The organism is Acidiphilium sp. AL, from assembly GCF_025499445.1.
GTDB lineage: Bacteria > Pseudomonadota > Alphaproteobacteria > Acetobacterales > Acetobacteraceae > Acidiphilium > Acidiphilium iwatense.
Genome location: NZ_JAIMBZ010000005.1, coordinates 138,816 through 163,117, shown reverse-complemented (window position 1 = coordinate 163,117; position 24,302 = coordinate 138,816). Strand labels below are relative to the sequence as shown.

Sequence of the window (24,302 nt, the reverse complement as noted above, 5' to 3'; positions counted from 1 at the left end):
TCGTGGATTTGCGGGGGCTGGGGCGCGCCATCACACGCGCTCCTTGAGGTAATTGAGAACGCGGCCGAACACGCCGCGCGGCGCCTCGGCGGTGAAGTCGATGTCGTGCATGGTCTGGCCATCGCCGCTGGCGAAGGCAAGCAGCCCGATCAGCGTCGCGAAATTCGATCCGGTCGCGGCATCCGGCAGGCCGATCACGCCGAACGGACGACCGAGTCGGACCTGACGGTTCAGGATATGCGCGGCCAGCTCCCGCGCGCCGACCAGTTGCGCGGCGCCACCGGTCAGCACCACGCGCGCCCCGGCGGCGCGGCCGAGGCCGGAGGTTTCGATCCGGTCGCGCACCAGTTCGAAAATCTCCTCAAGACGCGGGCGAATGATCGAGACCAGCGCGCTGCGCGGTACTTTCGCGATCTGATGCTCCGCCTCGCCCACCAGCGGCACCGGCAGCAATTCGCGCGCATCGTCCGGGCTTTCCTGGCAGGTGCCGTAAAGCGTCTTCAGCCGCTCGGCGTGAGCAACCTGGGTCGAAAGCAGCCGCGCGACATCGTTGGTGACGTGAATCCCGCCCACCGGCAACTGGGCGGTGTGCAGCACCTGGCCCTCGGCGAACACCGCGATCGTGGTGGTACCGCCGCCCATGTCGATCACCGTCGCACCCAGCTCGCGCTCGTCCTCCACCAGGGTGGCGAGACCCGAAGCAAACGGTGCCGACGCCATCGACGCGATATCGAGTTCGCAGCGCCCGAGGCAGGCGGTGATGCTCTTGATCGCGGTGGTCGCGGCATCGACCACGTGGAGCTGCGCGGTCAGCGTGTCGCAAAAGAGTCCGCGCGGATCGGCGATGCCCACGGTCTCGTCGGTCGCGAAATTGAGCGGCAGCGCGTGGATCGTGCCCCGCCCTTCCGAGGCCGCGCGCGCGCGCGCCTCGCGCACCACGCGGCGAATGTCGTCCTCGGTGACGGCGCGGCCGTCGATCGGCCATTGCACGTTGAACAGCCGGCTCTCCGGCTGACCACAGGACAGATTCACCACCACCGATTTGAGCCGCATATCGGCTTGGTCCTCGGCCGCGCCGACGGCGGCGCGAATCGCGCGCTCCGCCTCATCGAGATCGACGATGCCGCCGGATTTCACGCCCCTGCCCTTCTGCCAGCCGAAGCCGAGCGCGCGCAGCCGGCCGTCGCTTTCGGCGCGGCCGATCAGGCAGGCGATCTTGGTCGAGCCGATATCCAGCACGCCGAACGGGCCGGAGCGCGCCGGCCGGGGTCGCGCCTCGGCGGGCCTTGCCATGCCGTTCTGCGGCGGAAGCGCCCCGCGCCGCGACAAATCGTTCATGCCGCGCTCCTTTTCATGATTTATGCCCCGATGGCTTGGACTCCGCCCCGGTGACGAACCCGTTGGGATAGGGACGCACCACCAGTCGGTCGGCGAGTCGGAGGTCGATCGTTCTAACTGGGCGTTCGAGCAGCTTGATTCTGTCCTCCGCGCGCATCAGCGTGGCCATTGCCGCCGCGACATGCCGGTCCGGCAGTTTGATGGTGGCGTGGTCGCGCAGCAGAAGATTCCAGCGCAGATCGTCGATCCGCTCGGCGGCGACGACGCGTTTGCCGATCGTGGGAAACCGCGCGAGCAATGCGAGCAGCACCTTGGCATGGACGGGAACGCCGGCACCGACCAGCAACGGCAGTCCGGGGTCGCGCGCGCGCGCCGCCGCCGCGTCATGATCGGTCAGCACCGCGCCGTTCGCGCCGATCAGGGCGAAGCTGTTATCGGACCTCTGCCAGATCGCGACCGGCCTGCGCTCGACGATGGCGACGCGCACCGTGTCGGGCAACAGCCGCTCCACCACGGCACTTTTCACCGGACCGAGTGCCGCGACGCGCGAAGCGGCCGCCTCCGGCGAGAAGCCGAGAATCGGCGCGCCCCGGCGCACGCCGAGCGCAGCCTCGACGACATGATCCGGCGTGGTGGTGGCGCCTTCGATCTCAATATGCTCGACCCGGAATCCGATATCGGCAAGCCCGCGCGACGCCGCATCGCGCAGCGGCCGGGCGAGATCCGCGACGCCGCGCACCCCGAGCGGCACGGCAACCAGTGCTAACACGACAACGCCGATCAGGAGTGCTGGTTTGCCGGACTTGCGCAGCCGGCGCAGCAACAGGGTGCGCGGCCTTGGCCGGTCCTGGATTTTCGGCTTGCGGGATTTCACACGCGGCATGCGGCGTGCTCCACCATCCAGGCGCACAGCGCGGGAAAATCGATGCCGCACAACGCCGCCTGTTCGGGCAACAGCGAGGTCACGGTCATGCCCGGCTGGGTATTCACTTCTAACAATACCAACCGGTCCGCCGCGTCATCGTAACGAAAATCCGCGCGGGACGCACCCCGGCAGCCGAGCGCGCGATGCGCCGCGACCGCGACATCCTTGGCCCGCGCGGTGATATCGGGCTTGACGCGGGCCGGCACTTCATGGCGCGAACCGCCTTCGGCGTATTTGGCGTTGTAGTCGTAGAATCCATCGGCGATGATTTCGGTCACCGCCAACGCGCGATCGTCGAGCACGGCGACGGTGAGTTCGCGGCCCGCGATATATTCCTCGGCCATCGCGATATCGCCGAATCGCCAGTCGCGCGCGATGTCGGCACGGCGATTATCGCCGTTCCTGATGATGAACACGCCGACCGACGAGCCCTCGTTCACCGGCTTGATCACGTAGGGCCGCGGCAGCGGATCGGCCTCGGCCAGTTCGTCGATCGGCACGATGCGGTGCTGCGCCAGCGGCAATCCGGCGGCGGCGAAAACCGCCTTGGCGGCGGATTTGTCCATCGCCATCGAGGAGGCGCGCACGCCGGAATGGGTGTAGGGAATGCCCATATAGTCGAGCACGCCCTGGATCGTGCCGTCCTCGCCGAATCTGCCGTGCAGCGCGTTGAACACCGCATCCGGCGCGGGTGTCAGCGCGGCGATGACCGCGCCGAGATCGCGCCCGACTTCGACCGGAACGACATCGTAACCGGCAGTGCCGAGTGCGGCGATCACTTGCCGCCCGGTGGCAAGGCTGACTTCGCGCTCCGCCGAAATGCCGCCATGCAGGACCGCGACGCGCTTCATGGCGCACCCCGCCCAGGGATGCCGATGCGCTTGATTTCCCAGATCAGCGCAATGCCGGTCTCGGCGAGCACGCGGGCGCGCACCGCTTCGCCCAGGGATTCGAGATCGTCTGCCGTCGCGCCGCCGCGATTGATCAGGAAATTGCAGTGCATTTCCGAAACCTGCGCATTGCCGACCACCATGCCGCGGCACCCGGCCTGGTCGATGAGTTGCCACGCTTTATGACCTTCGGGATTGCGGAAGGTCGAACCACCGGTGCGCGCGCGGACCGGCTGGGTTGCCTCACGGCTGGTCTTGATCTTGGCCATTGTCGCGGCGATCGCGGCCGGATCGCCGAGGCGGGCGTGCAGCCGCACCCGGACCACGACGCCGCCGGGCGGCAGGCTCGCATGGCGATAGGATAGCGCAAGATCGGCTTCGGTATAGCGGGCGATCGTGCCATCGCGACCGATGATCTCGGCCCAGTCGAGCACGGCGCGAATTTCGCTGCCATAGGCACCGGCATTCATCGCAACGGCACCACCCAGCGAGCCGGGAATTCCCGACAAAAATTCAAGTCCCGTTAGATTAGCCGATGCCGCGTGTTCGGCGATGGCGGCATCGAGCGAAGCCGCCCCTGCGATCACGCCGTCGGCTTCGACGACAACATCGCCGAAGCCGCGCGCAAGTTTCACCACGACGCCCGGAATCCCGCCGTCGCGGATGATCAGGTTCGATGCCGCGCCGATCACGGTAACCGGCAGTTCCGGCGGCACATCGCGCAGGAACGTCGCGAGATCCTCCGCATCGGCCGGACGGAACAGAACCTCGGCGGCACCGCCGACGCGGAACCATGTCGTCCGCCCTAACGTCGCGTCAAAGCCGATCCGGCCGCGCACGGCGGGCAGCGCATCGCGCCAGTCGGTGCGCGCTTCGACGGCCATCATCGGAAACCGCCGGCGCCGCGGCGGGTATTTTCGGCCAGCGCCTGCAACTGGTGCGGCAGCGCCTGCGCCCATTGGGTGATGTTGCCCGCGCCAAGGCAGACCACATAGTCGCCGGTGCGCGCAATTGCGTTGACCATTTCGGCGAGGTGATCCGGGCTCGCCAGCGGCACCACCGAACGATGCCCGCGCGCGCGCAACCCTTCGACCAGCGCGTCGCGATCCACTCCCTCGATCGGCTGTTCGCCCGCCGGATAGACATCGGCGACAATCACGGTCCCCGCATCGTTCATGCAGGTGCAGAATTCCTCGAACAGCGAGGCGAGCCGCGTATAGCGGTGCGGCTGCACCACCGCGATCACGTCCCGCGCGCCGGCCTGTCGCGCCGCCTTCAGCACGGCAGCGATCTCGACCGGATGATGGCCGTAATCGTCGATCACCGTGATCCCGTCAACCTCGCCAGTTTTGGTGAACCGCCGCTTCACGCCACGGAAACTCGCGAGGGCCGCGCGCATATGGACCTCGGGAACCTCCATCTCGACCCCGATGGCGATGGCGGCAAGCGCATTCTGCACGTTATGATTGCCCAGCATCGGCAGGCGGAACGGTCCCATCCGGCGCGACTTGCCTCCGACGCGGTCCGACAGGCGCACCTCGAACGTGGCACCGTTGCGGTCGGACATGATCCGCTCCGCGCGCACATCGGCCTGCGGGGAAAATCCGTAGGTAATCAGACGATGATCGGAAAGATCTGGGATCATCTGCTGCACCGAGGGATGGTCGATGCACAGCACCGCGAACCCGTAGAACGGGATGTTCGCGACGAACTGCCGATAGCCCGCCTCCATCGCGGCGCCAGTGCCCCAGTGGTCGAGATGCTCGGGGTCCATGTTGGTCACGACGGCGATCACCGAAGGCAGACGCAGGAAGGTTCCATCGCTCTCGTCGGCCTCGACGACCATCCAGTCGCCCGCGCCTAACCGCGTGTTGGTGCCGTAGGCGTTGATGATGCCGCCATTGATCACGGTGGGATCGAAGCCCGCCCCTTCGAGCACGGCGGCGACGAGGCTCGTCGTCGTCGTCTTGCCATGGGTGCCGCCGATCGCGACGGACCAGCGCAGCCGCATCAGCTCGGCGAGCATTTCCGCGCGCCGCACCACGGGAATCAGCTTGCTCCGCGCGGTCGCCACTTCGGGATTGTCGCGCGGCACGGCGGTCGAGACCACCACCACCTGCGCCGCGCCGAGATTGGCGGCATCGTGACCGATCGCGACCGGAACCCCGACATCGCGCAACCGCGCGACATTGGCATTCTCCGCCATGTCCGAACCCTGCACCGAATAACCGAGATTGTGCAGAACCTCGGCGATGCCGGACATGCCGATGCCGCCGATGCCGACGAAGTGGATCGTGCCGATGCTGAGCGGCATCGCCCTCATGACACGCGCTCCGCGATGCAAGCCTGCACGAGATCGGCAAGGCGCATGGCCGCATCGGCGATTCCGGCCTTGGCCGACGCCTCTGCCATCGCCACCAGACGGTCGGGCTCATCCAGCAAAGTCTCGATCGCGCGCGCCAGAATCGCCGGGGTCGCCGCCGCCTGATCCAGCCGGATCGCGCCGCCCGTGCGCGCCAGCGCATCGGCGTTATGGCGCTGATCGTCATTGATCGCGAGCGGGATGAAAATCGCCGGCCGGCCGATCACCGCAAGCTCGGCAACGGTCGATCCGCCCGCCCGCGCGATGACGAGATGCGCCGCCGCGATCCGTTCTGCGACATCGCTGAAGAACGGCGCCACCTCATGCACGATTCCGCTGCCATTGAGCACTTGCCGAGCCGCGTCGATTTCACCTTCGGGGCACTGCATTACGAGCTCGATGCGTCGGCGCAGCTCCTCCGGCAGCAATGCGAGCGATGCCGGGATCAGCGTCGCGAAAATCCGTGCCCCCAGCGACCCGCCCAGCACGAGCAGACGGATTTTTTGCTCCGGCGCTGCGTAGAATGCGCCCGCGAGCGCCGTCACTGAAGGACGCACCGGATTGCCGGTCAGCGTCGTTTTGATCTTTCTTGGAATCGTTGCGGTTGTTGCGAAACTCACCGCCAGACGATCGGCAAAGCGCGCGAGCAGCCGGTTGGCACGGCCGAGCACCGCGTTCTGGTCGTGCAGGATAACCACCGGCCGGTCGCGCAGCCCCAGCGTCGCGAGCACTGGCGGCACCGAGGGATAGCCGCCGAAGCCGACCAGCGCCGCGGCATCCAGACCCGCGAGTATCCGCCGCGCCACGCGCGTTCCCCGCGCGAGTTGTAGCATCCCGGAGGCCATGCGCGCCGGCCCGCGACCCGCGAGTCCCGCACCTTCGACGATATGGCGCTCGCAGGCGGCGAAAACCGGCGAGTCCGAAGCGCCCGAGCGCGCATCGGTCATCAGCACGACGCGTTCGCCGCGCGTCATCAGGGCATCGGCCAGCGCCTCGGCCGGGAACATATGCCCGCCCGTGCCGCCAGCCGCGATAACGATGGGTTTGAGCATCGGCGCCCTCATGAAGTGTGATCCTGTGCGCCAAAGCCGGTGCCGAATTCGGCGCTGCGTTCCGCATGATGCCGCTTGCGCGTCAGTGCCAGCAGAAATCCCATATGCAGCCCGACCGCGAGCACCGCCGAACCGCCATAGGAAATGAACGGCAAGGTCATCCCTTTGGTCGGAATCAGCGACAGCGACGACGCCATGTTGATAAAGGCCTGCAGCCCGAAACTCGCGAGCAACCCCGATGCCGCGAGCGCCACGAATAGATCGGTCTCGCGCAGCACGCGGGCGAGGCCGCGCAACACGATCACCGCGAACACCAGAACGATGCCGAGGCAGACGATGAGTCCGAATTCCTCGCCGGCCACCGCGAACACGAAATCCGCCCGCGCATCCGGCAGGTAATGCTTCACCTGCCCCTCGCCCGGACCACGCCCCCACAACCCGCCATTGCCGAACGCCGACAAGGCGGTGATCGCCTGATACGCCTTGTCCTTGGTGGGGTGCAGGAACAGCATCACCCGCATATGCACATGGGCGATGAACTCGAAGGCGGCGAAGCCGGCGGCTCCGAAGCCGATCACCGCGATGCCGACCCAGAACAGATCGAGCCCGTCGAGAAACAACTGCACGAAGAAGGTCGACGCCACCAGCGCGGTCGAGCCGACATCGGGCTGGCGCAGCAGAATCAGCAGAACCAGGCCGTTCAGGCCGAGTGCGGCGAACAGGCCGGGAAATCCGGGCGTGCGGCGGCGCTCGGCGAGCAGCCACGCCGTCGCGACGATAAGCGCCGGCTTGAGGAATTCCGAAGGCTGGATGGTGAAGCCGGGCAGCGAAATCCAGCGCCGCCCGCCGTCGATCGTCACGCCATGAACCAGCGTGAATCCGGTCAGGAGCAGAAAGACGATGCCGATGCCGAGTGCGGCGAGCTTGACCTGCTTCAAATCGAGCATCGAGGTGCCGACCATGAGGACGGCGCCGGTCGCGAGATAGACAATCTGCTTGATCATCACCAGGGTGCGCGGATCGGACAGTGCCAGATTGGTCGCCGGCGTCGCCGCGAGGGCGAGCACATAGCCGATGCCGACCAGGAGGATCAGCGCGGTGAGCATCACCCGGTCCACGCTCCACCACCAGCGCCCGACGATCGAGGTATCCGCGCGCGACAGAACCGGCATCAGCGCGCCTCCGCGAAATTGCCGAGGGCGCGCGCAAGTTCTGCGAATCGGTCGCCCCGCGCGCCGTAATTGGCGAACTGATCGAAGCTCGCCGCCGCCGGCGAAAGCAGAACCGTCTTCACCCCGCGCGCCCGCGCATGGCCGAACGCCGCCGGCACCGCGCGGTCGAGGGTTTCGGCGATATCGTAGGAAACGCCGTGCGCTTCGAGGGTTTTCGCGAATGCCAAGGCATCGCGGCCGATCAGCAGCGCGTGGTCAATGCGCGGAAACCATGGCGCCAGCGACTCGATTCCGCCTTCCTTGCCGATCCCGCCCGCGATCCAGACGATGCGGTCATGGCAATCGAACGCGCGGGCGGCGGCGTCCGCATTGGTCGCCTTGCTGTCGTCGATGAACGCCACGCCGTCGACGGTCGCGATCAGCGCCTGACGATGCGGCAGGCCGGGAAAACTCGCCAGCGCCAGCGCAATCGTCGCGCGCTTCACGCCGAGGAAAAGCGCTATCGCCGCCGCCGCTGCCGCGTTCTGCGCATTGTGCGAACCGGGCAATGCGTGTGCCCGCGCAAGATCGGCGATCACGCCCTGATGATCGCGCAGCACCCGTCCTTCGGCGCAAACATCGGCGTGAGCAGCACCCGAAATGCGGATCAGCCGCGCGGGCGATGCCGCGATGCGCGACGCCAGCGCGCGCGAGGGCTCGTCGTCGATTCCGATCACCGCGACATCGGCGCCGGTCTGGCGCGCAAAAATCGCTGCTTTTGCAGCTTCGTATCCGGCCATGTTGCCATGGCGGTCGAGGTGGTCTTGCGTAATGTTCAGCATCGCGGCTGCATCGAAGCGCATCGTCGCGATTCGCTCCAACATGTAGCTCGACATTTCGAGCACATAAATTCCGTGATCGGGCAGCAGCGGCAGCGCGAGTGCGGCGGGACCGAGATTGCCGCCGGCCGCAACCGGAATCCCCGCCGCGCCGATGATGTGCGCGAGCAGCGCCGTGGTCGTCGATTTGCCGTTGGTGCCGGTGATGCCGGCGAACCGCGCGCGGCTGCCGGCGGCGCGCGCCGCGCGATACAGCAGCTCGACGTCGGACAGGATCGGCACGCCGCGCGCGCTGGCCGCGGCCGCTTCGGGATGCGGCGCGGGCAGGCGATGCGGAATCCCCGGCGAGAGAACCAGCGCATCGAGCGTCGCCGATTCGCTTGGCGGTACCAGCACAATTCCGGCGGAAGCGGCGGCGTCCCGCTTGGCCGCATCGTCGTCCCACGCGGTCACATCGGCGCCCATCGTGGCGAGCGCGGTCGCCGCCGGCAAGCCATTCTGGCCAAGGCCAAGAACGGCGAAGCGTCGGCCCGCGAACACAAGCGGCCAGGATGTCGCGGCGCCGGTCATCGGATTTTCAGGGTCGCCAGCCCCGCCAGCGCCAGGATCATCGCGACGATCCAGAAGCGGATGACGATGGTGGGTTCGGCCCAGCCCTTCTTTTCGAAATGATGGTGCAGCGGCGCCATCAGGAACACCCGCCGCCCGGTGCGCTTGTACCAGAACACCTGGACGATCACCGATACGGTCTCGACCACGAACAGCCCGCCGGTGATCGCCAGCACGATCTCGTTCTTGGTCGCGACCGCGACCGAGCCGAGCGCGCCGCCTAGGGCGAGCGAGCCGGTATCGCCCATGAACACCGCCGCCGGCGGTGCATTGAACCACAAAAAGCCAAGCCCCGAGCCGATCAATGCCGCGCAGAACACCGCGAGTTCGCCGGTGCCGGGGACGAAATTGATCTGCAGATAATGCGCGAAAATCCGGTTGCCGACCAGATACGCAATCAAGGCAAATACACTGGCCGCGATGATGGTCGGCACGATGGCAAGCCCGTCCAGCCCGTCGGTGAGGTTCACCGCATTGGAGGCGCCCATCATCACGACCATGGCGATCAGCGGAAATGCCGCGCCGAACGGGATCATCAGATGCTTGAACACCGGCACGGCGAGATCGTCGGCGATCGCGGCGGGCATCAGCCGGGTGATCCACACCGCCGCACCCAGGCCGAGCAGCGCCTGCACGAACAATTTCACCCGCCCCGGCACGCCCTTGGTGTTGCGCTTGGTCAGCTTGCGGAAATCGTCGGCGAAACCGAGCGCCCCGTAGCCGATGGTGACCATCAGCACCGCCCAGACGTAGCCGTTCCGCAGATCGGCCCAGAGCAGAGTGGAAACCCCGAGCGCGATCAGAATCAGCACGCCGCCCATGGTGGGCGTGCCTTTCTTTTCGAGCAGATGGCGCTCCGGCCCGTCGAGCCGGATCGGCTGTCCCTGGCGCTGGAGCGATTTCAGCCAGCGGATCAGGCGTGGGCCGAGCAGAAAACTCACGATCAGCGCGGTGATGCAGGCGCCCCCCGCGCGGAACGTGATGTAGCGGAACAGATTGAGCGCGTGAAACGCGGCGACATGGGGGAGAAGCAGCGCGTAGAGCATCAGGTGTGCCCCTCCAGCGCCGCGACGATCGCGCGCATTCGCGACCCCAGGCTGCCCTTGATCAACACCGCATCGCCGTCGCGCAGAGCGGCGCGGACCAGTGGCGCCAAAGCCCCGGAATCCGGCGCCCACGCGCCCTGAATTCGCGCGGGCAGATCGTCGAACATCGTGCGCATATGCGGCCCGCAGGCAAACACCAGATCGGCGGTCTCGCCGACCGGCTGAGCAAGATCGCGATGCTCGGCTTCCGCGAAATCGCCGAGTTCCAGCATGTCGCCCAGCACCACCACGCGCCGCCCCGTTTGCAGGGCCAGCACGCCGAGCGCCGCGCGCACCGAAGCGCCGGAGGCGTTATAGCTTTCGTCGAGCATGGTGATCGTCGCGCCGCCGACGGCGACGGACCGGCGCGCGCCGCGCCCAGCGAGCGGCGCGAAACCGTCGAGCGCCGCAGCCGCCGGTTCGGCATCGAGCCCGAGCGCCGCAGCCGCCGCCAGCGCCGCGACCGCGTTCATCGCCATGTGTCGTCCGGGGGCGGCGAGCCGGAACCGCACCACGCGGCGCAGGATATTCGCGGTGACGTCCACGCCATCCGCATCGCTTTCGGCTTCGATCAGCCGTGCTTCGGCCAGCGCCTGGGTGCCGAAGGAAATGATCGTCGTCCCGTCCGGCGCGCGGCGGGCGAGGCGCGGCAGATGCGGCCCGCGCGGCAGCACCGCAGCGCCACCCGGCACCAGCCCGCGCAGCAGTTCGGCTTTCTCGTCGGCGATCGCCTCGATCGAGCCCATCAGCCCGATATGCGCGGCCTCGACCGTGGTGATCACGCCGACATGGGGACGCGCCATTTCGGCGAGCGGTGCGATTTCACCCGGATGGTTCATGCCGATCTCGACCACGGCGAACGCCGCGTCGCGCGGCAGGCGGGCCAGGGTCAGCGGCACGCCGATATGGTTGTTGAACGAGGCTTCGGCGGCATGAACAGGTCCGAATGCGCCGAGAATGCGCCGCAGCATTTCCTTGGTGGTCGATTTGCCGACGCTGCCGGTCACGGCGGCGACGCGGGCCGATGAACGCGCCCGCGCGAATTCGCCCATCCGCCCGAGTGCGACAAGCGTGTCCTCGACCACCAGCGCCGGTCCGGTACCGACGTCGCGCGACACCAGCGCGCCGGCAGCGCCCCTCTGCTCCGCATCGGCGACGAAATCATGCCCGTCGCGCGCGGCCTCCAGGGCGACGAATAGATCGCCTTGCGTCAGGGCGCGGGAATCGATCGCAATCCCATCCGCCGCGAAACCGCCGCGCAGGAAGTCGCCGCCTGTGGCGATCGCCAGATCCGCCTCGGTCCAGAGCGCGCTCATCCCACGAGTTCCCGGATGACCGAGGCATCGTCGAACGGAAGCACGGCATTGCCGACAATCTGCCCCTGCTCGTGCCCCTTGCCGGCAACGGCGAGCACATCGCCAGAGCACAGGAGCGAAATTCCGGCTTCGATCGCGATGCGCCGGTCACCGATTTCGATGGCATCCGGGCAAGCCGCCAGAATTGCCGAACGGATCGTGGCCGGGTCTTCGCCGCGCGGATTGTCGTCGGTGACGATGGCGATATCAGCCGCGCGCGCCGCGACCTCACCCATCAGCGGGCGCTTGCCGCGATCGCGATCGCCGCCGGCGCCGAACACCAGGATCAGCCGTCCCGAAGCGTGCGGGCGCAATGCGGCGAGCAGCCGCTCCAGCGCGTCCGGGGTATGGGCGTAATCGACATAGGCGGCAGCCCCGTTGGCCAGCACGGCGGCGCGTTCCAGCCGGCCGCGCACCGGCGCGAGTGCGGCCAGATGATCGAGCGCCGCATCAATGCCGGTCGCGCGCGCGAGGGCGGCCGCAAGCAGCGCGTTGTCCGCCTGGAACCGGCCGGGCAACGGCAGCACGATCTCGCGCACGGCGCCATTCGCCGCGATGGCCAGGGCCTGCCCCTCGGGCAGCGGGCGCGCTTGCATCAGCCGGATCGCGGTCCCGCCCTCGCCCACGGTCATGAGGTCGAGATGGCGGCGCCGCACGATATCGCGCAGTGCCGCGAGGGTTTCGGCATCCAGATCGGCCATCGCCGCGACCGGCGCGCCTTGTGCCAACAGTTCGGCGAACAGGCGCAATTTCGCCGCGCGATAGGCCGCCATGTCGCCGTGGTAGTCGAGATGGTCGCGGGTGAGGTTGGTGAAGGCGGCGCCGGCGAGGCGCAGCCCGTCCAGCCGGTGCTGATCGAGCCCGTGCGACGAGGCTTCCAGGGCGACATGCTCGATCCCCGCCGATTTCAGCCGCGCCATGGTCTCGGCCAGACTCACCGGATCGGGGGTGGTGAGGTTGGCACCGGGCGGAAACCCGTGCGCGATCAGCCCGAGCGTGCCGAGCGAGGCGGCGCTTCGCCCCGCCATGGTCATGATCTGGCGCAGGAAATCGACGGTCGAGGTCTTGCCGTTGGTGCCGGTCACCGCGAGGATGGTGCGCGGCATCGGCCCGGCGAGCAGGGCCGCGATCTCGGCCAGTCGCCGGCGCGGCTCGGGATCGGCCAGAAGCGGACGCGGCGGCGTGCAGGCCGGCCACGCCGTCCCCTCCGGCGCCAGCACGGCAGCGGCCCCGCGCGCCACCGCATCGGCGATGAAGGCGCGGCCATCCGCTCGCGCGCCAGGCAGGGCGGCGAAGATCATGCCGGGCCGCACCGCGCGGCTATCCGCCGTGATGCCGGTGATCTCGGCATCGGCACCGATAACCCAGTCGGGCGGCGACGGCGCTGCGCGGGCGAGCCGGGTCATCAGTTCATCCCCTCGCACGTCGCACCGGACGGTCGGTATTCATGGTCTGGTGCGACATCGCTCCCGCGCCGAGCAGCGGAACCGATCGCGGCGGCGCCGCATGGGTGCTGATCGTCTCCGGCGCCGGACCAAGCGGCTGCCAGAATTCGGTGCGCGCCAATGCGGCGTCGTGCGCCGCCGCGTCGATCGCGGCGGGCGGCTTCCGCCCCGCCAGGATATAGGCGTATTTGCTGGCACCGGGCGGGAACGGATGTCCCGGCCCCAGTGCCAACCGGCCCGGCGGCGCCGGAGGATCGAGCGGAATCGCGAGCTTATCCTGCGCCTCGGTAAGTGCCTCGCCCGAAAGCGGCATGATCCCCAGCATCGGCCCGATCCGCGCGATGATCCGCGCCACCGCCGGGGCGGCGACATAGCCGCCGGTGGTGAAGCCGTAGCAGAACGGCATCATCTTCTTGGTCGCGTGCGGGTGCAGCACCACCACATAGATCACGTAGCGCGGGTGGTTCATCGGGAAGGCCGCCATGAACGAGGCGTTGTTCAGATGCTTGCGATAGGCGCCGTTCTTGCCCACCACCTGCGCCGTTCCGGTCTTGCCGCCGACCAGATAGCCCGGCACCCTGGCATAGACGCCGGTGCCGTTCTTCGCCACCACCACGTTGCGCATCAGCTTGCGCATCAGCAGCGAGGCGCGCTGGCTCATCACCCGTACCCCTTCGGGCGGCGGCGCGCCGGGTTGCCCCGCGACCAGCGAGGGTGGATACCACACCCCGCCATTGACCACCGGCACCACCGAGGAAATCAGCTGCAGCGGCGACATGGCAATGCCGTTGCCGAAGCTCACCGTCATGGTGGTGAGCAGCTTCCAGCTCGATTTCGGGTGATAGATCGCCGGCTGCGCCTCGGGCAACTGGATGTCGGGCCTGCGGAAATAGCCGAGTTTCTTCAGCCACGCGCGCTGGATCTCCGGCCCCAGGATGGTCGCGATCCGCGAGGCGCCGATATTCGACGACACCGCCAGGATATGCGGCACCGCGAGCCAGATATGCACCGGTTCGAAATCGGTGACGGTGAAACGCCCGACATGTAGCGGATGGGACGTATCGAACCTGTCCCAGTAATGGATCATGCCGGAATTGAGCGCCATCGAGATCGTCATCAGCTTGAACACGCTGCCCGGCTCGTAATCGCCGGAAACGCAGCGGTTGAACCGCGCATCGGCCGGTGCCGAGCCAAGCTGGTTGGCGTTGTAGTCCGGCACGCTCGCCATCGCGAGCACCCGCCCGGTCCGCACCGACATCACGATGCCGCAGGCGCCGCGCGCATCCCAGTCGGTCATCGCCTTCATGATTTCCTGGCGGACGATTCCCTCGGCGCCGATATCGATCGACAGGCGCAGGGGCCGCGCCGGTTCGCCGGTCATGCGCGTGTTGTAATACGCCTCGATCCCGGCGATCCCGCGCTGATCCGGCGTCACCCCGCCCAGGATATGCGCGGCGAGATCGCCCTCGGGGTAGTGCCGGTGCTCGATATTCTCGAAATAGATGCCGGGAATGCCGAGCCGGTTGATCGCGAGTTCCTGTGCCGAGGTCAGCCCGCGATCGAGATAGACGAAATCGCGCTTGCGGTCGGCCATGCGGTGTTCGAGCCAGGCGGGATCGAGACCGGGAATCGTCCGCGCGATCAGCCGGGCGGCCAGCGCGGGATCGGCCACCTGCTTCGGATTGGCGTAAAGTGCGGCACCCGGCAGCGAGACCGCGAGGATCACGCCGTTGCGGTCGGTGATTTCCGCACGCGCCGGCGGCGGCAGGGCGATATTGGTACGCGGGGTTTGCGCCGCGATCGCCGCCGCATCGGGCTTCAGCGGATGGATCACCGACACATCGACCAGCCGCCCCGCCAGCACGGCGAACAGGAGCGAAAACCCGAGCAGGCCGATCATCAGCCGCTTCTGCAGCACGCCGAGCGCGGCGCGGCGGGCGAGATCGGGGGTGGTGATCCGCACATGCTCCATGCGCGGCGTCGCACCCTGCTCGGCCGCGCCGCGCCGCCGCGCGGCACCCCATGGTTCGGCACGGCGCAGCCCGTTGGGCGGTGGTTGGTCCGGCGATGGCGCCCTGGTCACGGAACGGTCCCGCCGGCCGGGCGCGGCGGCGGCAGATTGGCGGCGTAGCCGCCGAACACCGATTGCGGCGCCGAGGGCGCGGAGACCGGTTCCGAGCGCGGCACTGCCGGCTGGACCGGTGCAGGATGCGCGGTGATCGTCATGACCCGTGCGCCCATCGGGCGAACCGCCCGGCGCGGCGGCGCCAGGACCGACTGGCCGATGGGCATCGGGCGGTCAACCGCAACGCGGTGCATCGGGTTCGGGTGAACCGGCGGGTGGGCCGTCGTCGAATGGACAACCGGGCGCACGGTCCGCAGCGCGACGTGCCGGATCGAAGGCGCCGCGGCGCGATGCACAGCGGCGGGACTCGCCGCCGCCAGTTGGGCTGGTGCGGCGGATCGCGGCGCGGACGCCGGCGGCTGCGCCGAAGCGACCGGCCCGGCCGGCACGGCAACGTTCGGCACCTGATCCGGCAAAGGCGGCGGCAGCGGCAGGCTGGGCACCGCGGTTCCGGGCGGCGGCAGCCGATCCGCCAGCTGCGACCAGGTGACCAACTGGTCCGGCGCCATCGGCTTCAACGCCGGCAGGAACATCGCGGCGAGCCGCGCCAGCCGGTTCGGATCGGTCTCCAGTGCCCATTCGGCGCGGAGCACGCGAATCCGCTGCTCGGAGGCACGGATCTGCGCGGTCACCCCGCCGATCTGCCGGTCGAGCTGCTCGGCGCGGTGCTTGACCACGAACATCCACGCCCCGGAGGACAGAGCGAGCGCGAAGCTGACGAAGGTGACCGGGCGGATCATGCGGCGAGCCGTTCGATGGCGCGCAGCCGCGCCGAGCGCGCGCGGGGGTTGGCGGCGGCTTCGGCGGCGCCGGGTGTCACCACGCCCTTGGTCAGGGACCGGAACGCGGGTTTCGCGCGCGCCGTCAGACCCGAGGGATCGTGCCGCGATGGCGACGCGATCCGGCCGCAGGCCGCGTTCATGAAGCGCTTGACCACGCGATCCTCCAGCGAATGAAACGACACCGCGACCAGCCTGCCGCCCGGCGCCAGCAGCGTGGCCGCCTGGGCGAGGCCGCGTTCGATCTCGGCGAGTTCCTGGTTCACCTCGATGCGCAGCGCCTGAAAACTGCGCGTCGCCGGGTCAATGCCGGATTTGTCCTTCCGCACCACGCCGCGAATCACCGCGGCGAGATCGGCGGTGGTTGCGAATTTCGTCTCCGCCCGGCGTGCGACGATGGCGGCGGCGATCCGGCGCGAGGCGCGTTCCTCGCCGAATTGATAGAGAATATCCGCGAGTTCGGCTTCCGGCCGGGTGTTCACCACATCGGCGGCGGTCTCTCCGGCCGCCCCCATACGCATGTCGAGCGGTCCGTCGGCACGGAACGAGAAGCCGCGCGCGGGATCGTCGAGCTGGAACGACGACACGCCAAAATCGAACACCGCGCCGTCGAGCGACGCCACCCCCACGTCGCCCAGCAAGTCAAGCAGATCGCCGAACCGCCCTTCGATCAGATGCAGCCGGTCGGGATGGCGTGCGGCGAGCGCGGCACCGCGCGCGATCGCCGCCTTGTCGCGGTCGATCGCCCACACCGTGCAGCGTGCCGCCTCGAGAAGCGCAGCACTATAGCCGCCGCCGCCAAACGTGCCGTCGAGATAGGCGCCGCCGTCGCGCGGCGCGAGCAGGGCCACCGCCTCGCTGCGCAGCACGGGGATATGACCCGATGCCGGCCGGGTCATGGTGAAACCCCCGCCGGCAGAGTCAGGCCACGCGCACGGGCGCGCTCCCGCGCTTCCTCGCGCCGGCGCGTCGCCGCTTGCGGCTCCCAGATCTGAAAAATCCGGCCGAGCCCCATGAACACCACGCTATCGGCAAGTCCGGCATGGGCGACCAGCGGCTCGGGCAGCAGGATGCGGCCTTCCTTGTCGGCGTCCAACGGGTAGGCATCGGCGTAGATCGCGGCGGCCATGTCGTCATGGGCCTCGCTGAACAGGTCGAGACCCTGCAATTGTTCGGCCAAAGTCTCGAACACCGGCGCGGGCCAAGCCTCGATGCAGGCGTGCTTGTGGGACGGCCGCAGGATCAGCCCGGTTGCTTCACCGTCCTTGCGGAGCATCGCGCGGAACGTGGCCGGGACGGAAACCCGCCCCTTGGCGTCCAGCCGGTTCTGATGGGTGCCGAGAAACTGGCTCATCCGGCTCTGTCGCGGTCCCTTCGTCTCGCCTGTTGCGCCTCGCTGTCAGCGTCCCGATGCCAGGCCAAAACCTACGCACCCGAATCGCTATGGGTTGACATGGGATATCATGGGCGAACATGGGCGTCAAAGGGATTCGACCGTCGGGATCACGGTATTTGCAGATTAGCAGGGCAACAAATCGGAATCGTTAACGATCGGTAAGCAGACTCCTGCCCGCCTTTCAAATGTTGCCAATTTGTTCTGATGCGGCGCAAGCATCGGTCTGCTCCGATGCAGCGGAGGCCGTAACCGAAGGTTAGCGGATTTCGATCGGCGGCATCGACAGCCGGTGCAGATGCGCGAGCGCCACGAGAGCGCGCAGTTGCGGCGGCAGTTGCGCAAGGCCGAGCGGGCTCGCTTTCGAAAACGCCCTGACCAGCAGCGCGTGAATCCCCGGCTTCGCGTTGCCGTTGACGATGTCGAGCGGCGCATGGACCGGCAGTTTCAGCGCCGCGCGCACCGCGTCGAACGCGGTGTGATAGCCGCCGATCTCGTCGACCAGCCCGCGCTTCTTGGCCTGCACGCCGGTCCAGACCCGGCCCTGGCCGATCGCGTTCACCTGGGCCGCGCTCATGTGCCGGCCGGAGGCGACCCAGCCGACGAATTGCTGGTAGTTCTGGTTCAGCATGCCCTGGAGGCTGGCGAGCTGCGGCTTGGTCCAGGGCGTGGTCGGGCTGTCGAACAGCGCGTTCGCGCCGCGCGACGCGCCGGTGACGGTCACGCCGATCCGGTCGAGCAGCGTCCCGAAACTCAGCTTGCCGCCGAGCACGCCGATCGAGCCGGTCAGCGTCGCCGGATCGGCGACCAGCACCGCGCCATGGCTCGACACCCAGTACCCGCCCGAGGCGTCGAGCCCCCCCATTGAGACGATCAGCGGCTTATGCGCGGCGGCGGCACGCGCGACCTCGGCGCCGATCAGCGCCGAGCCGGTCACGGTGCCGCCCGGCGTGTCGAGCCGCAGCACGATCGCCTTGACATTCTTGTCGTCCAGCGCGGCGGCGATCTCGCGGGCGAGGCGGCGCGGGTCGATCGCGCCGGGATTGTCGCGCGCCGACGGTGCCGCGATATCGCCATGGGCGACGATCAGCGCGACCCTGGTTGCGTTCGCCGCCGGCGCCGGCGCCTCGGCGATGTAACGAGCAAGGCTCGCGGTCTTGCCCTTGAACTTGTCGATCCGCGCGTCCAGCGGCAGCACCGCATCGACCAGATGATCCTGTCTGGCCTGATCCGGGCTGAACGGCGCCTGATCGAGCATGGTTTTCACCTGCGCCCTGGTCTCGTGCAGCCGTGCCGCGATCGGCGCGAGGGACGAGGCGTAGAGCGAATGCGCCAGGCTGTTCAGCATCTCCAGATTCGCCTTGGAGGGCTGCGACCGGGTGTACATCTGCGGATAGGTCTTGTAGGCGCCGATATGCTCGAACTGGGCATCGACGCCGATCTTCTTGAGCAGCCCGGCGCCGAACGGCGTTTGCAGCGCGATGCCGGTGACGCCGAAATCCCCCGCCGCCGACAGCTCGATGCTGCTCGCGGCACTGGCGACAACATAGGCGCCGAGGCCGGAAACCCCGTCGAACGACATCGCCCGCGCGATCGCCGGTTTGCCGGTCTGGTCGCGGAACCGCTGGATGGCGTTGTGCAGCTCCTCGGCGGTGGTCAGCGAACAGCAATTACCGCCCAACTCGATATCGAGCCCGGTGACGCGCGGATCATGCGCCGCGCGGTCGATCGCGGCGATGGCATCGGCCAGGGTGGGGCGCGCGCTCGAACTGAGCCGCAGCCACGCGGGTTCCGCCGCTTCGTCCGGCGGCGCGCGGGTCAGGTTGAGCAGCAGCGCGAAATGCTCGGGCAGCGGCTTCTCCTCGGCGGTCTGGAAATGCCGGATCGCCCCGTAGGACAGCAGCAGCAACACGAGCAGAATGATGCCGAGCCCGAACACCACCACTTTCACGATGCCCCACAGCACGGCGAGCACGCGCAGCGGAAAGGATCGGGTGGGTCTGGTGTCGCTCATGCTGGCCTCTAGTGTGGTGGTTCTGAAGTTCCTATGCATTCGCGGCGGTGATTTTAGGAACTTCAGAACCAAAAACCACACTAGAATCATACGCTTGCTAGTGTCCTTCCGATTCGGAAGTTCGCAGGACGCCTTCACCAGCATCGACGAACCTCCGAATCGGGGCACCAAGTTCGGTTGCCCGATTATGCGGGCGCGCCGCGCGACCGACAATAGGCCGGACCGACCGCATGACCGAGGGTGCCGGCTCGGTTGCCAGCACCCTCGGCGATCGCTCGTCTACTCCGCCGGTTTCGCCACCGGCGCGCCGACGCGCGGCGCCACGTCGCGGACGGTCACCGTCATCATCACCAGCCCGGCGGCGAACAGCGAGACGGCGAACAGCACGGCGGTCGCGAAGAAATTATGCGTCATGTCCTGCAGATAGCCGCCAAGGAACGGGCCGAGATAGCCGCCGAGATTGCCGAGCGCGTTGATCAGCCCCATCGCGCCGCCGACCAGCGCCACCGGCAAGGTGCGCGAAGCCGCCGCCCAGAACGGTCCGTCATAGGACATCGCCCCACCCATCGCGAGACAGAGGAACAGGATGGACAGGACGACCATCGCCTCGCCGATCACCACCGACAGGATCAGGCTGACCGCAGCCAGCGTCATCGGCAGCAACACGTGGAACGAGTAGCGGCGATTGCGGTCCGCCATCCAGCCGTTGCACCACAGGAAGATCCCCGCAGTGATGTAAGGCAGCGCCGCGATCAGTCCGACCGCGCCGAACCCGTCATGGGTCATCGCCTTCAGCAGCGTCGGCATCCACATGTTCAGCCCGTAGAAACCGACCTGAATCAGGAAATAGACCAGAACCAGCTTCCACACCGTCGCGGATCTGAAAATATCCGAGAACGGGCCGGGAGCCGGTTCGTTGATGCGGTCCTGCGCGATCGAACGGTTGATGTAGTCGCGCTCGGGCTGGCTGCACCAGGATGCATCTTCCGGCCGGTCCTTGATGAACAGCAGCCACAGCGGCAGCGCGATGATGAAGGGCAGCGCGCCCTCGACGAAGAACAGCGTCCGCCAGTCCGAATTCACGACGATGAAGCCGGAGAGCGGCTGGGTGATAATCGAGGAAATCGCGAGATTCGCGATCCAGAACCCGTAGGCGCGGGCACGCTCCTGCACCGGGAACCAGTGGCTGAGCAGCACCAGGGTCGCCGGCCAGATGCCGCCTTCGGCGACGCCGAGAAAGAACCGCGCGATGATAAGCTGGGTAAAGTTTTCCGCGAGCCCGCAGGCCAGCGCCATCAAGCCCCAGAAAACGATCATGATGGCGACGAATTTCTTCGCCGACCAGTGTTCGGCGAGCCAGCCGCCGGGAATCTGCAGCAGCACGTAGCCGACGAAGAATATCCCGCCCGCCGTGCCTTCCTGCGCTTTCGTCACGTGGAAATCATGGCCGATGCCGGCAAAGGCGTAGGCGATATTGGTCCGGTCCATGAATGAAATGATATAGACGATCATCGCGATCGGGATCAGCCGGAACCAGCGGGTCATTCCCACTTGCGGCACAGCGGCGCTCGAACTCATGGCTTCTTCCTCCTTTATGATTCCGTCAGTCTCATTCTTATTGGTGCGGCGGCATGGAACCGCCGAGGCCAGGATTGAGCATTAAAGAACAGCGAGGGCGACCTTGACGATCTTGCGCGCGCCGAGCGGATTTTCCAGGGGCCGGCCGAAGCCTTCGGCGGAAATCCGCATGACATCGCCGGGGTCGAGCGCCACCCCATCCGCGCAGCTCAGCACCGACGTGCCCATGAAATGCACGTGCACGTCACCAGGGCGACGGAAGCCGGCATATTTGAAGTGGTGATGCTCCAGATTGGCGATGGAGTGCGACATGTTCGCCTCGCCGGTCGCAAACGGCTTGCCCCAGATTTTTGCTCCGTCGCGAAGGATGCTGCTCACACCACGAATGTCGGCCGGAACCTCGCCGATCAGCAGTTCCGGTCCAAAACTGCAATCGCGCAATTTTGAATGGGCAAGCCAGAGATAGTTGAACCGCTCGGTCACGTGGTCGGAATACTCGTTGCCGATCGCGAACCCGATGCGGGCAGGCGTGCCATCCTTCCCGACGATATAGAGCCCGACCAGTTCCGGCTCCTCGCCGCCATCCCGCGCGAAATCGGGAAAGCCGAGCGGCGCACCCGGTGCGACGATGCACGACCCGTTGCCCTTGTAGAACCATTCCGGCTGAAATCCCACCGCGCCAGGCGCGGGCTTGCCGTCGCGCACGCCGTGCTGGAACATCTTCATCGAGTCGCTGGCATGCTCGTCGATCGCCTGGTGCATCGAATCGCGGGTATCGGCGCTGCCGAAATGGGTCAGTCCGGTGCCGGAGACGAGGCAATGCGCCGGATCGGGATGCATCACCGGCGCCAACAATTGCCCCGCATCGATGATCGCCTGATAATCGACCGAAATGCCGGTACGGCGGCGCTCGACCGCGGCACCCATGCCGCCTTCAACCATCGCCGCCTGCGCCAGCGCGTAGGTTCCGCCGTCGATCGCCAGCGGCTCGATGGTTGCGCTGTCATGCGCGATGCCGGCGCGCACGCCCCCCGCTTCGCGATATTGCACCAGCCTCATCGTCCCCCCGTGGCGGCTATCGGTGATTATCGTTAAACCACAACGAGGGGAACGGCAATCGGGAAAGAATGATGGATCGTCTCGGGCGATCCTAACTATGCGCCATCGAGATATCCTTCGCCTCGCGGCCGAAGATCATCAGCACCACGATGATCGCGGCGACGATGCCGACCACGAGCGCCATCGCCAGCCCATAATTGTGGTTATGCGAAGCCGCGAAACTCGCCTGCAGGGTCGCGTTGTAGGAGGCGAGGAAGTTGCCGAGCTGATAGACGAAACCGGGAAAGGTCGCGCGGATTTCCTTGGGCGACAATTCGTTCAGATGCACCGGAATGATGCCCCATGCTCCCTGCACGCAGATCTGCATCAGGAAAGCACCGAGCCCGAGCATCAGCGGCGTCGACGAAAACGCCCAGAGCGGAATCAACGGCAGAGCGAGCCCGGCAGCGATGCCGATGGTCAGGCGCCGCCCGATCCTCTGCGATAGCGCCCCGAAGGCGATGCCGCCGATGATCGCACCGGCGTTGTAGATCAGTGCGATGGTGGTGATGGTCGCGTGGCTGAAATGGTGCTGCACGCCGAGGAACACGTTGGGATACAGATCCTGCGAACCGTGCGAGAAGAAGTTGAACGCCATCATCAGGATCACGGCATAGATCGTCAGGCCGAGATGCTTCCTGAGCACGGTCGAAACCGGCACGCGGGGCTGTTTCGCCATCTCGCGCCAGACCGGGCTTTCCGGCACCGAGGAACGGATATAGAGCACCAGCAGCGCCGGGAGCGCGCCGATCATGAACATCCCGCGCCAGCCGACATAGGGAAACGCAAGGCCGAACAGCACGGTCGCCAGGAAATATCCCGCCGGATAGCCCGATTGCAGCAGCCCCGAGACCCAGCCGCGCCAGCGCACCGGAATCGTCTCCATGGTCAGCGACGAGCCGAGCCCCCATTCGCCGCCCATGGCGATGCCGTAAAGTGCCCGCAGGATCATGAACGCCGTCAGGGTCGGCGCGAATCCGGTGGCGAGTTCGAGCACCGAGAACGCCAGGATGTTCACCATCAGCATCGGCCGGCGGCCGAACCGATCGGCGAGCCGGCCGAAAATCAGCGCCCCCACCGCGCGCATCGCGAGTGTCAGCGTGACTGCGACGGTGACCGCGGTGATGCCGACATGAAACGTCTTGGCGACCGCCGAAAAAGTGAAGATCAGGATGAAGAAATCGAACGCGTCGAGCGTCCAGCCCAGGAAGGCGGCGACCACCACCTTGCGCGCCACCGCGACATCCGGCTCGGCCATCGGGTCAACCCGTTCGGACATGCATTTTTTCCCTTCTCGATGATAACGGTGGTGGCCGCCCCGCCCGGCGGCGGCGCGTTTAGCCACAAAAAAGGCGGGCTCGCAAATCCGTGAGACGGCACCGCGCTCGCTTGACGGCGTCCACGAAAGCGTGAGGATGTGGGCCGGGCGGCGCCTTGCCGTGCCGCGAAAAAACATCGGGGAGCGCTGTCATGACCATCGGACGCAGATCGACATTCGCATTGCTCGCAGCCGGGCTCATCGTGCCGGCGACCGGCCTCGCCGGAACCGCGCCGGCGGACGCACTCTGGGCCAAGATCAGGAAGCGCGGCACGCTCAGGATCGGCATGGAAGGGACGTATCCGCCGTTCGATTACGAAACCAGCGCCGGCAAGCTGACCGGCTACGATGCCGATTTCGCCCGCGCGCTGTGCAAGACGCTGGGGGTGAAACCGGATTTCGTGCTGATCCCGTGGGACGGCCTGCTCGCCAGCCTGGAGACCGGACGCATCGACGCGGTCGTCAATCAGGTGACGATCACCAAGGCGCGCCAGCGGAAATATGCCTTCTCGCTGCCCTACACGATCTCGGGGATGCAGATCATCGTCCGCAAGGGAACCAAAGGGATCACCGGACCGAAAACGCTCGCGGGCAAGCGGGTGGGCGTGAATCTCGGCACCAACTACGAATCATGGCTCAAACACAACGTGCCGGCGGCGAAAATCGTGACCTACCAGGACGACCCGACGATGCTGCAGGATCTCCGGGTCGGCCGGATCGCCGCGGTGATCAACGACCGGCTGATGCTCTCCTACACGATCAAGCACGCGAACTGGCCGTTCGTCCCCGCCGGCAAGCCGTTCGCCAAGCAGGAAATGGGCGTCGCGCTGGAAAAGGACAACACGGTTCTTCTGGGCAAGATCGATCATGCGATCCGGCATCTGGAGGCGAACGGCACGCTCGCGCGCATCTCCGACCGCTGGTTCGGCACCAACGTCTCCTGACC

Annotated in this window: 20 protein-coding genes; 1 reads left to right on the top strand and 19 read right to left on the bottom strand. The window is 67.2% G+C overall.

Annotated elements, in window-relative coordinates; genetic code table 11:
- Positions 1 to 30: 30 nt before the first annotated feature.
- The 19 genes from ftsA to AiwAL_RS05975 form a co-directional block, all read right to left on the bottom strand.
- The gene (ftsA, locus tag AiwAL_RS06065; protein WP_407932505.1) at positions 31 to 1,338 is read right to left on the bottom strand and encodes a cell division protein FtsA; all 1,308 of its coding nucleotides are present in this window, start codon (positions 1,336 to 1,338) and stop codon (positions 31 to 33) included.
- Positions 1,339 to 1,351: 13 nt separating this feature from the next.
- Complete coding sequence (locus AiwAL_RS06060; RefSeq protein WP_235702774.1) at positions 1,352 to 2,221, bottom strand: cell division protein FtsQ/DivIB; 870 nt, start codon at positions 2,219 to 2,221, stop codon at positions 1,352 to 1,354.
- Positions 2,209 to 3,114, bottom strand: coding sequence for a D-alanine--D-alanine ligase (locus AiwAL_RS06055; protein ID WP_235702775.1), 906 nt, complete (start codon positions 3,112 to 3,114; stop codon positions 2,209 to 2,211). The genes AiwAL_RS06060 and AiwAL_RS06055 overlap by 13 nt, the downstream gene beginning before the upstream one ends.
- The gene (gene murB, locus AiwAL_RS06050) at positions 3,111 to 4,040 is read right to left on the bottom strand and encodes a UDP-N-acetylmuramate dehydrogenase (protein ID WP_407932506.1); all 930 of its coding nucleotides are present in this window, start codon (positions 4,038 to 4,040) and stop codon (positions 3,111 to 3,113) included. Before murB ends, AiwAL_RS06055 begins: the two co-directional genes overlap by 4 nt.
- A complete protein-coding gene (gene murC / locus AiwAL_RS06045) occupies positions 4,037 to 5,476 on the bottom strand; it encodes a UDP-N-acetylmuramate--L-alanine ligase (protein WP_235702777.1) in 1,440 nt (479 codons plus the stop codon). The genes murB and murC overlap by 4 nt, the downstream gene beginning before the upstream one ends.
- The gene (murG, locus tag AiwAL_RS06040) at positions 5,473 to 6,567 is read right to left on the bottom strand and encodes an undecaprenyldiphospho-muramoylpentapeptide beta-N-acetylglucosaminyltransferase (protein ID WP_262312309.1); all 1,095 of its coding nucleotides are present in this window, start codon (positions 6,565 to 6,567) and stop codon (positions 5,473 to 5,475) included. Before murG ends, murC begins: the two co-directional genes overlap by 4 nt.
- An 8-nt stretch (positions 6,568 to 6,575) precedes the next feature.
- A complete protein-coding gene (locus AiwAL_RS06035) occupies positions 6,576 to 7,739 on the bottom strand; it encodes an FtsW/RodA/SpoVE family cell cycle protein (protein WP_235702779.1) in 1,164 nt (387 codons plus the stop codon).
- Positions 7,739 to 9,127 carry a UDP-N-acetylmuramoyl-L-alanine--D-glutamate ligase gene (gene murD / locus AiwAL_RS06030; RefSeq protein WP_235702780.1) on the bottom strand — a complete coding sequence of 463 codons (1,389 nt, stop codon included), beginning with the start codon at positions 9,125 to 9,127 and terminating at the stop codon, positions 7,739 to 7,741. The genes AiwAL_RS06035 and murD overlap by 1 nt, the downstream gene beginning before the upstream one ends.
- Positions 9,124 to 10,212, bottom strand: a complete 1,089-nt coding sequence (mraY, locus tag AiwAL_RS06025) for a phospho-N-acetylmuramoyl-pentapeptide-transferase (protein WP_235702781.1) — start codon at positions 10,210 to 10,212, stop codon at positions 9,124 to 9,126. Before mraY ends, murD begins: the two co-directional genes overlap by 4 nt.
- Positions 10,212 to 11,567, bottom strand: coding sequence for a UDP-N-acetylmuramoyl-tripeptide--D-alanyl-D-alanine ligase (gene murF / locus AiwAL_RS06020; protein WP_235702782.1), 1,356 nt, complete (start codon positions 11,565 to 11,567; stop codon positions 10,212 to 10,214). The genes mraY and murF overlap by 1 nt, the downstream gene beginning before the upstream one ends.
- A complete protein-coding gene (locus AiwAL_RS06015) occupies positions 11,564 to 13,012 on the bottom strand; it encodes a UDP-N-acetylmuramoyl-L-alanyl-D-glutamate--2,6-diaminopimelate ligase (protein WP_235702783.1) in 1,449 nt (482 codons plus the stop codon). Before AiwAL_RS06015 ends, murF begins: the two co-directional genes overlap by 4 nt.
- 4 nt (positions 13,013 to 13,016) lie before the next feature.
- Positions 13,017 to 15,134, bottom strand: coding sequence for a penicillin-binding protein 2 (locus AiwAL_RS06010; protein WP_235702784.1), 2,118 nt, complete (start codon positions 15,132 to 15,134; stop codon positions 13,017 to 13,019).
- On the bottom strand, positions 15,131 to 15,916 hold the full coding sequence (locus AiwAL_RS06005) for a hypothetical protein (protein WP_235702785.1): 786 nt from the start codon (positions 15,914 to 15,916) through the stop codon (positions 15,131 to 15,133). Before AiwAL_RS06005 ends, AiwAL_RS06010 begins: the two co-directional genes overlap by 4 nt.
- Entirely contained in the window at positions 15,913 to 16,854 is a 942-nt protein-coding gene (rsmH, locus tag AiwAL_RS06000) for a 16S rRNA (cytosine(1402)-N(4))-methyltransferase RsmH (protein WP_235702786.1), read from the bottom strand. Before rsmH ends, AiwAL_RS06005 begins: the two co-directional genes overlap by 4 nt.
- A complete protein-coding gene (mraZ, locus tag AiwAL_RS05995; RefSeq protein ID WP_235702787.1) occupies positions 16,851 to 17,309 on the bottom strand; it encodes a division/cell wall cluster transcriptional repressor MraZ in 459 nt (152 codons plus the stop codon). Before mraZ ends, rsmH begins: the two co-directional genes overlap by 4 nt.
- 298 nt (positions 17,310 to 17,607) lie before the next feature.
- Positions 17,608 to 19,362, bottom strand: coding sequence for a S49 family peptidase (locus tag AiwAL_RS05990; RefSeq protein ID WP_235702788.1), 1,755 nt, complete (start codon positions 19,360 to 19,362; stop codon positions 17,608 to 17,610).
- 279 nt (positions 19,363 to 19,641) lie between these two features.
- A complete protein-coding gene (locus AiwAL_RS05985; RefSeq protein ID WP_235702789.1) occupies positions 19,642 to 20,940 on the bottom strand; it encodes an MFS transporter in 1,299 nt (432 codons plus the stop codon).
- Between the two features lie 81 nt (positions 20,941 to 21,021).
- Positions 21,022 to 21,999, bottom strand: coding sequence for an AraD1 family protein (gene araD1, locus AiwAL_RS05980; RefSeq protein ID WP_235702790.1), 978 nt, complete (start codon positions 21,997 to 21,999; stop codon positions 21,022 to 21,024).
- A 91-nt stretch (positions 22,000 to 22,090) separates the two neighbouring features.
- Positions 22,091 to 23,317, bottom strand: coding sequence for an MFS transporter (locus AiwAL_RS05975; RefSeq protein WP_235702791.1), 1,227 nt, complete (start codon positions 23,315 to 23,317; stop codon positions 22,091 to 22,093).
- Positions 23,318 to 23,508: 191 nt separating this feature from the next.
- On the opposite strand from AiwAL_RS05975, the gene tcyJ reads away from it, so the two are divergent.
- Positions 23,509 to 24,300, top strand: a complete 792-nt coding sequence (tcyJ, locus tag AiwAL_RS05970; protein ID WP_235702792.1) for a cystine ABC transporter substrate-binding protein — start codon at positions 23,509 to 23,511, stop codon at positions 24,298 to 24,300.
- Positions 24,301 to 24,302: the final 2 nt, after the last annotated feature.

Excerpts from the sequence above, each read along its gene's own strand:
- AiwAL_RS05985 (WP_235702789.1), bottom strand. The coding sequence starts at position 20,940 with ATGAGTTCGAGCGCCGCTGTGCCGCAAGTGGGAATGACCCGCTGGTTC.
- rsmH (WP_235702786.1), bottom strand. The coding sequence starts at position 16,854 with ATGACCCGGCCGGCATCGGGTCATATCCCCGTGCTGCGCAGCGAGGCG.
- araD1 (WP_235702790.1), bottom strand. The coding sequence starts at position 21,999 with ATGAGGCTGGTGCAATATCGCGAAGCGGGGGGCGTGCGCGCCGGCATC.
- AiwAL_RS06055 (WP_235702775.1), bottom strand. The coding sequence starts at position 3,114 with ATGAAGCGCGTCGCGGTCCTGCATGGCGGCATTTCGGCGGAGCGCGAA.
- AiwAL_RS05990 (WP_235702788.1), bottom strand. The coding sequence starts at position 19,362 with ATGAGCGACACCAGACCCACCCGATCCTTTCCGCTGCGCGTGCTCGCC.
- mraZ (WP_235702787.1), bottom strand. The coding sequence starts at position 17,309 with ATGAGCCAGTTTCTCGGCACCCATCAGAACCGGCTGGACGCCAAGGGG.
- AiwAL_RS06035 (WP_235702779.1), bottom strand. The coding sequence starts at position 7,739 with ATGCCGGTTCTGTCGCGCGCGGATACCTCGATCGTCGGGCGCTGGTGG.
- murC (WP_235702777.1), bottom strand. The coding sequence starts at position 5,476 with ATGAGGGCGATGCCGCTCAGCATCGGCACGATCCACTTCGTCGGCATC.
- murG (WP_262312309.1), bottom strand. The coding sequence starts at position 6,567 with ATGCTCAAACCCATCGTTATCGCGGCTGGCGGCACGGGCGGGCATATG.
- AiwAL_RS06015 (WP_235702783.1), bottom strand. The coding sequence starts at position 13,012 with ATGACCCGGCTCGCCCGCGCAGCGCCGTCGCCGCCCGACTGGGTTATC.
- ftsA (WP_407932505.1), bottom strand. The coding sequence starts at position 1,338 with ATGAACGATTTGTCGCGGCGCGGGGCGCTTCCGCCGCAGAACGGCATG.
- tcyJ (WP_235702792.1), top strand. The coding sequence starts at position 23,509 with ATGACCATCGGACGCAGATCGACATTCGCATTGCTCGCAGCCGGGCTC.
- mraY (WP_235702781.1), bottom strand. The coding sequence starts at position 10,212 with ATGCTCTACGCGCTGCTTCTCCCCCATGTCGCCGCGTTTCACGCGCTC.
- murF (WP_235702782.1), bottom strand. The coding sequence starts at position 11,567 with ATGAGCGCGCTCTGGACCGAGGCGGATCTGGCGATCGCCACAGGCGGC.
- AiwAL_RS05975 (WP_235702791.1), bottom strand. The coding sequence starts at position 23,317 with ATGTCCGAACGGGTTGACCCGATGGCCGAGCCGGATGTCGCGGTGGCG.
- murB (WP_407932506.1), bottom strand. The coding sequence starts at position 4,040 with ATGATGGCCGTCGAAGCGCGCACCGACTGGCGCGATGCGCTGCCCGCC.
- murD (WP_235702780.1), bottom strand. The coding sequence starts at position 9,127 with ATGACCGGCGCCGCGACATCCTGGCCGCTTGTGTTCGCGGGCCGACGC.
- AiwAL_RS06060 (WP_235702774.1), bottom strand. The coding sequence starts at position 2,221 with ATGCCGCGTGTGAAATCCCGCAAGCCGAAAATCCAGGACCGGCCAAGG.
- AiwAL_RS06005 (WP_235702785.1), bottom strand. The coding sequence starts at position 15,916 with ATGATCCGCCCGGTCACCTTCGTCAGCTTCGCGCTCGCTCTGTCCTCC.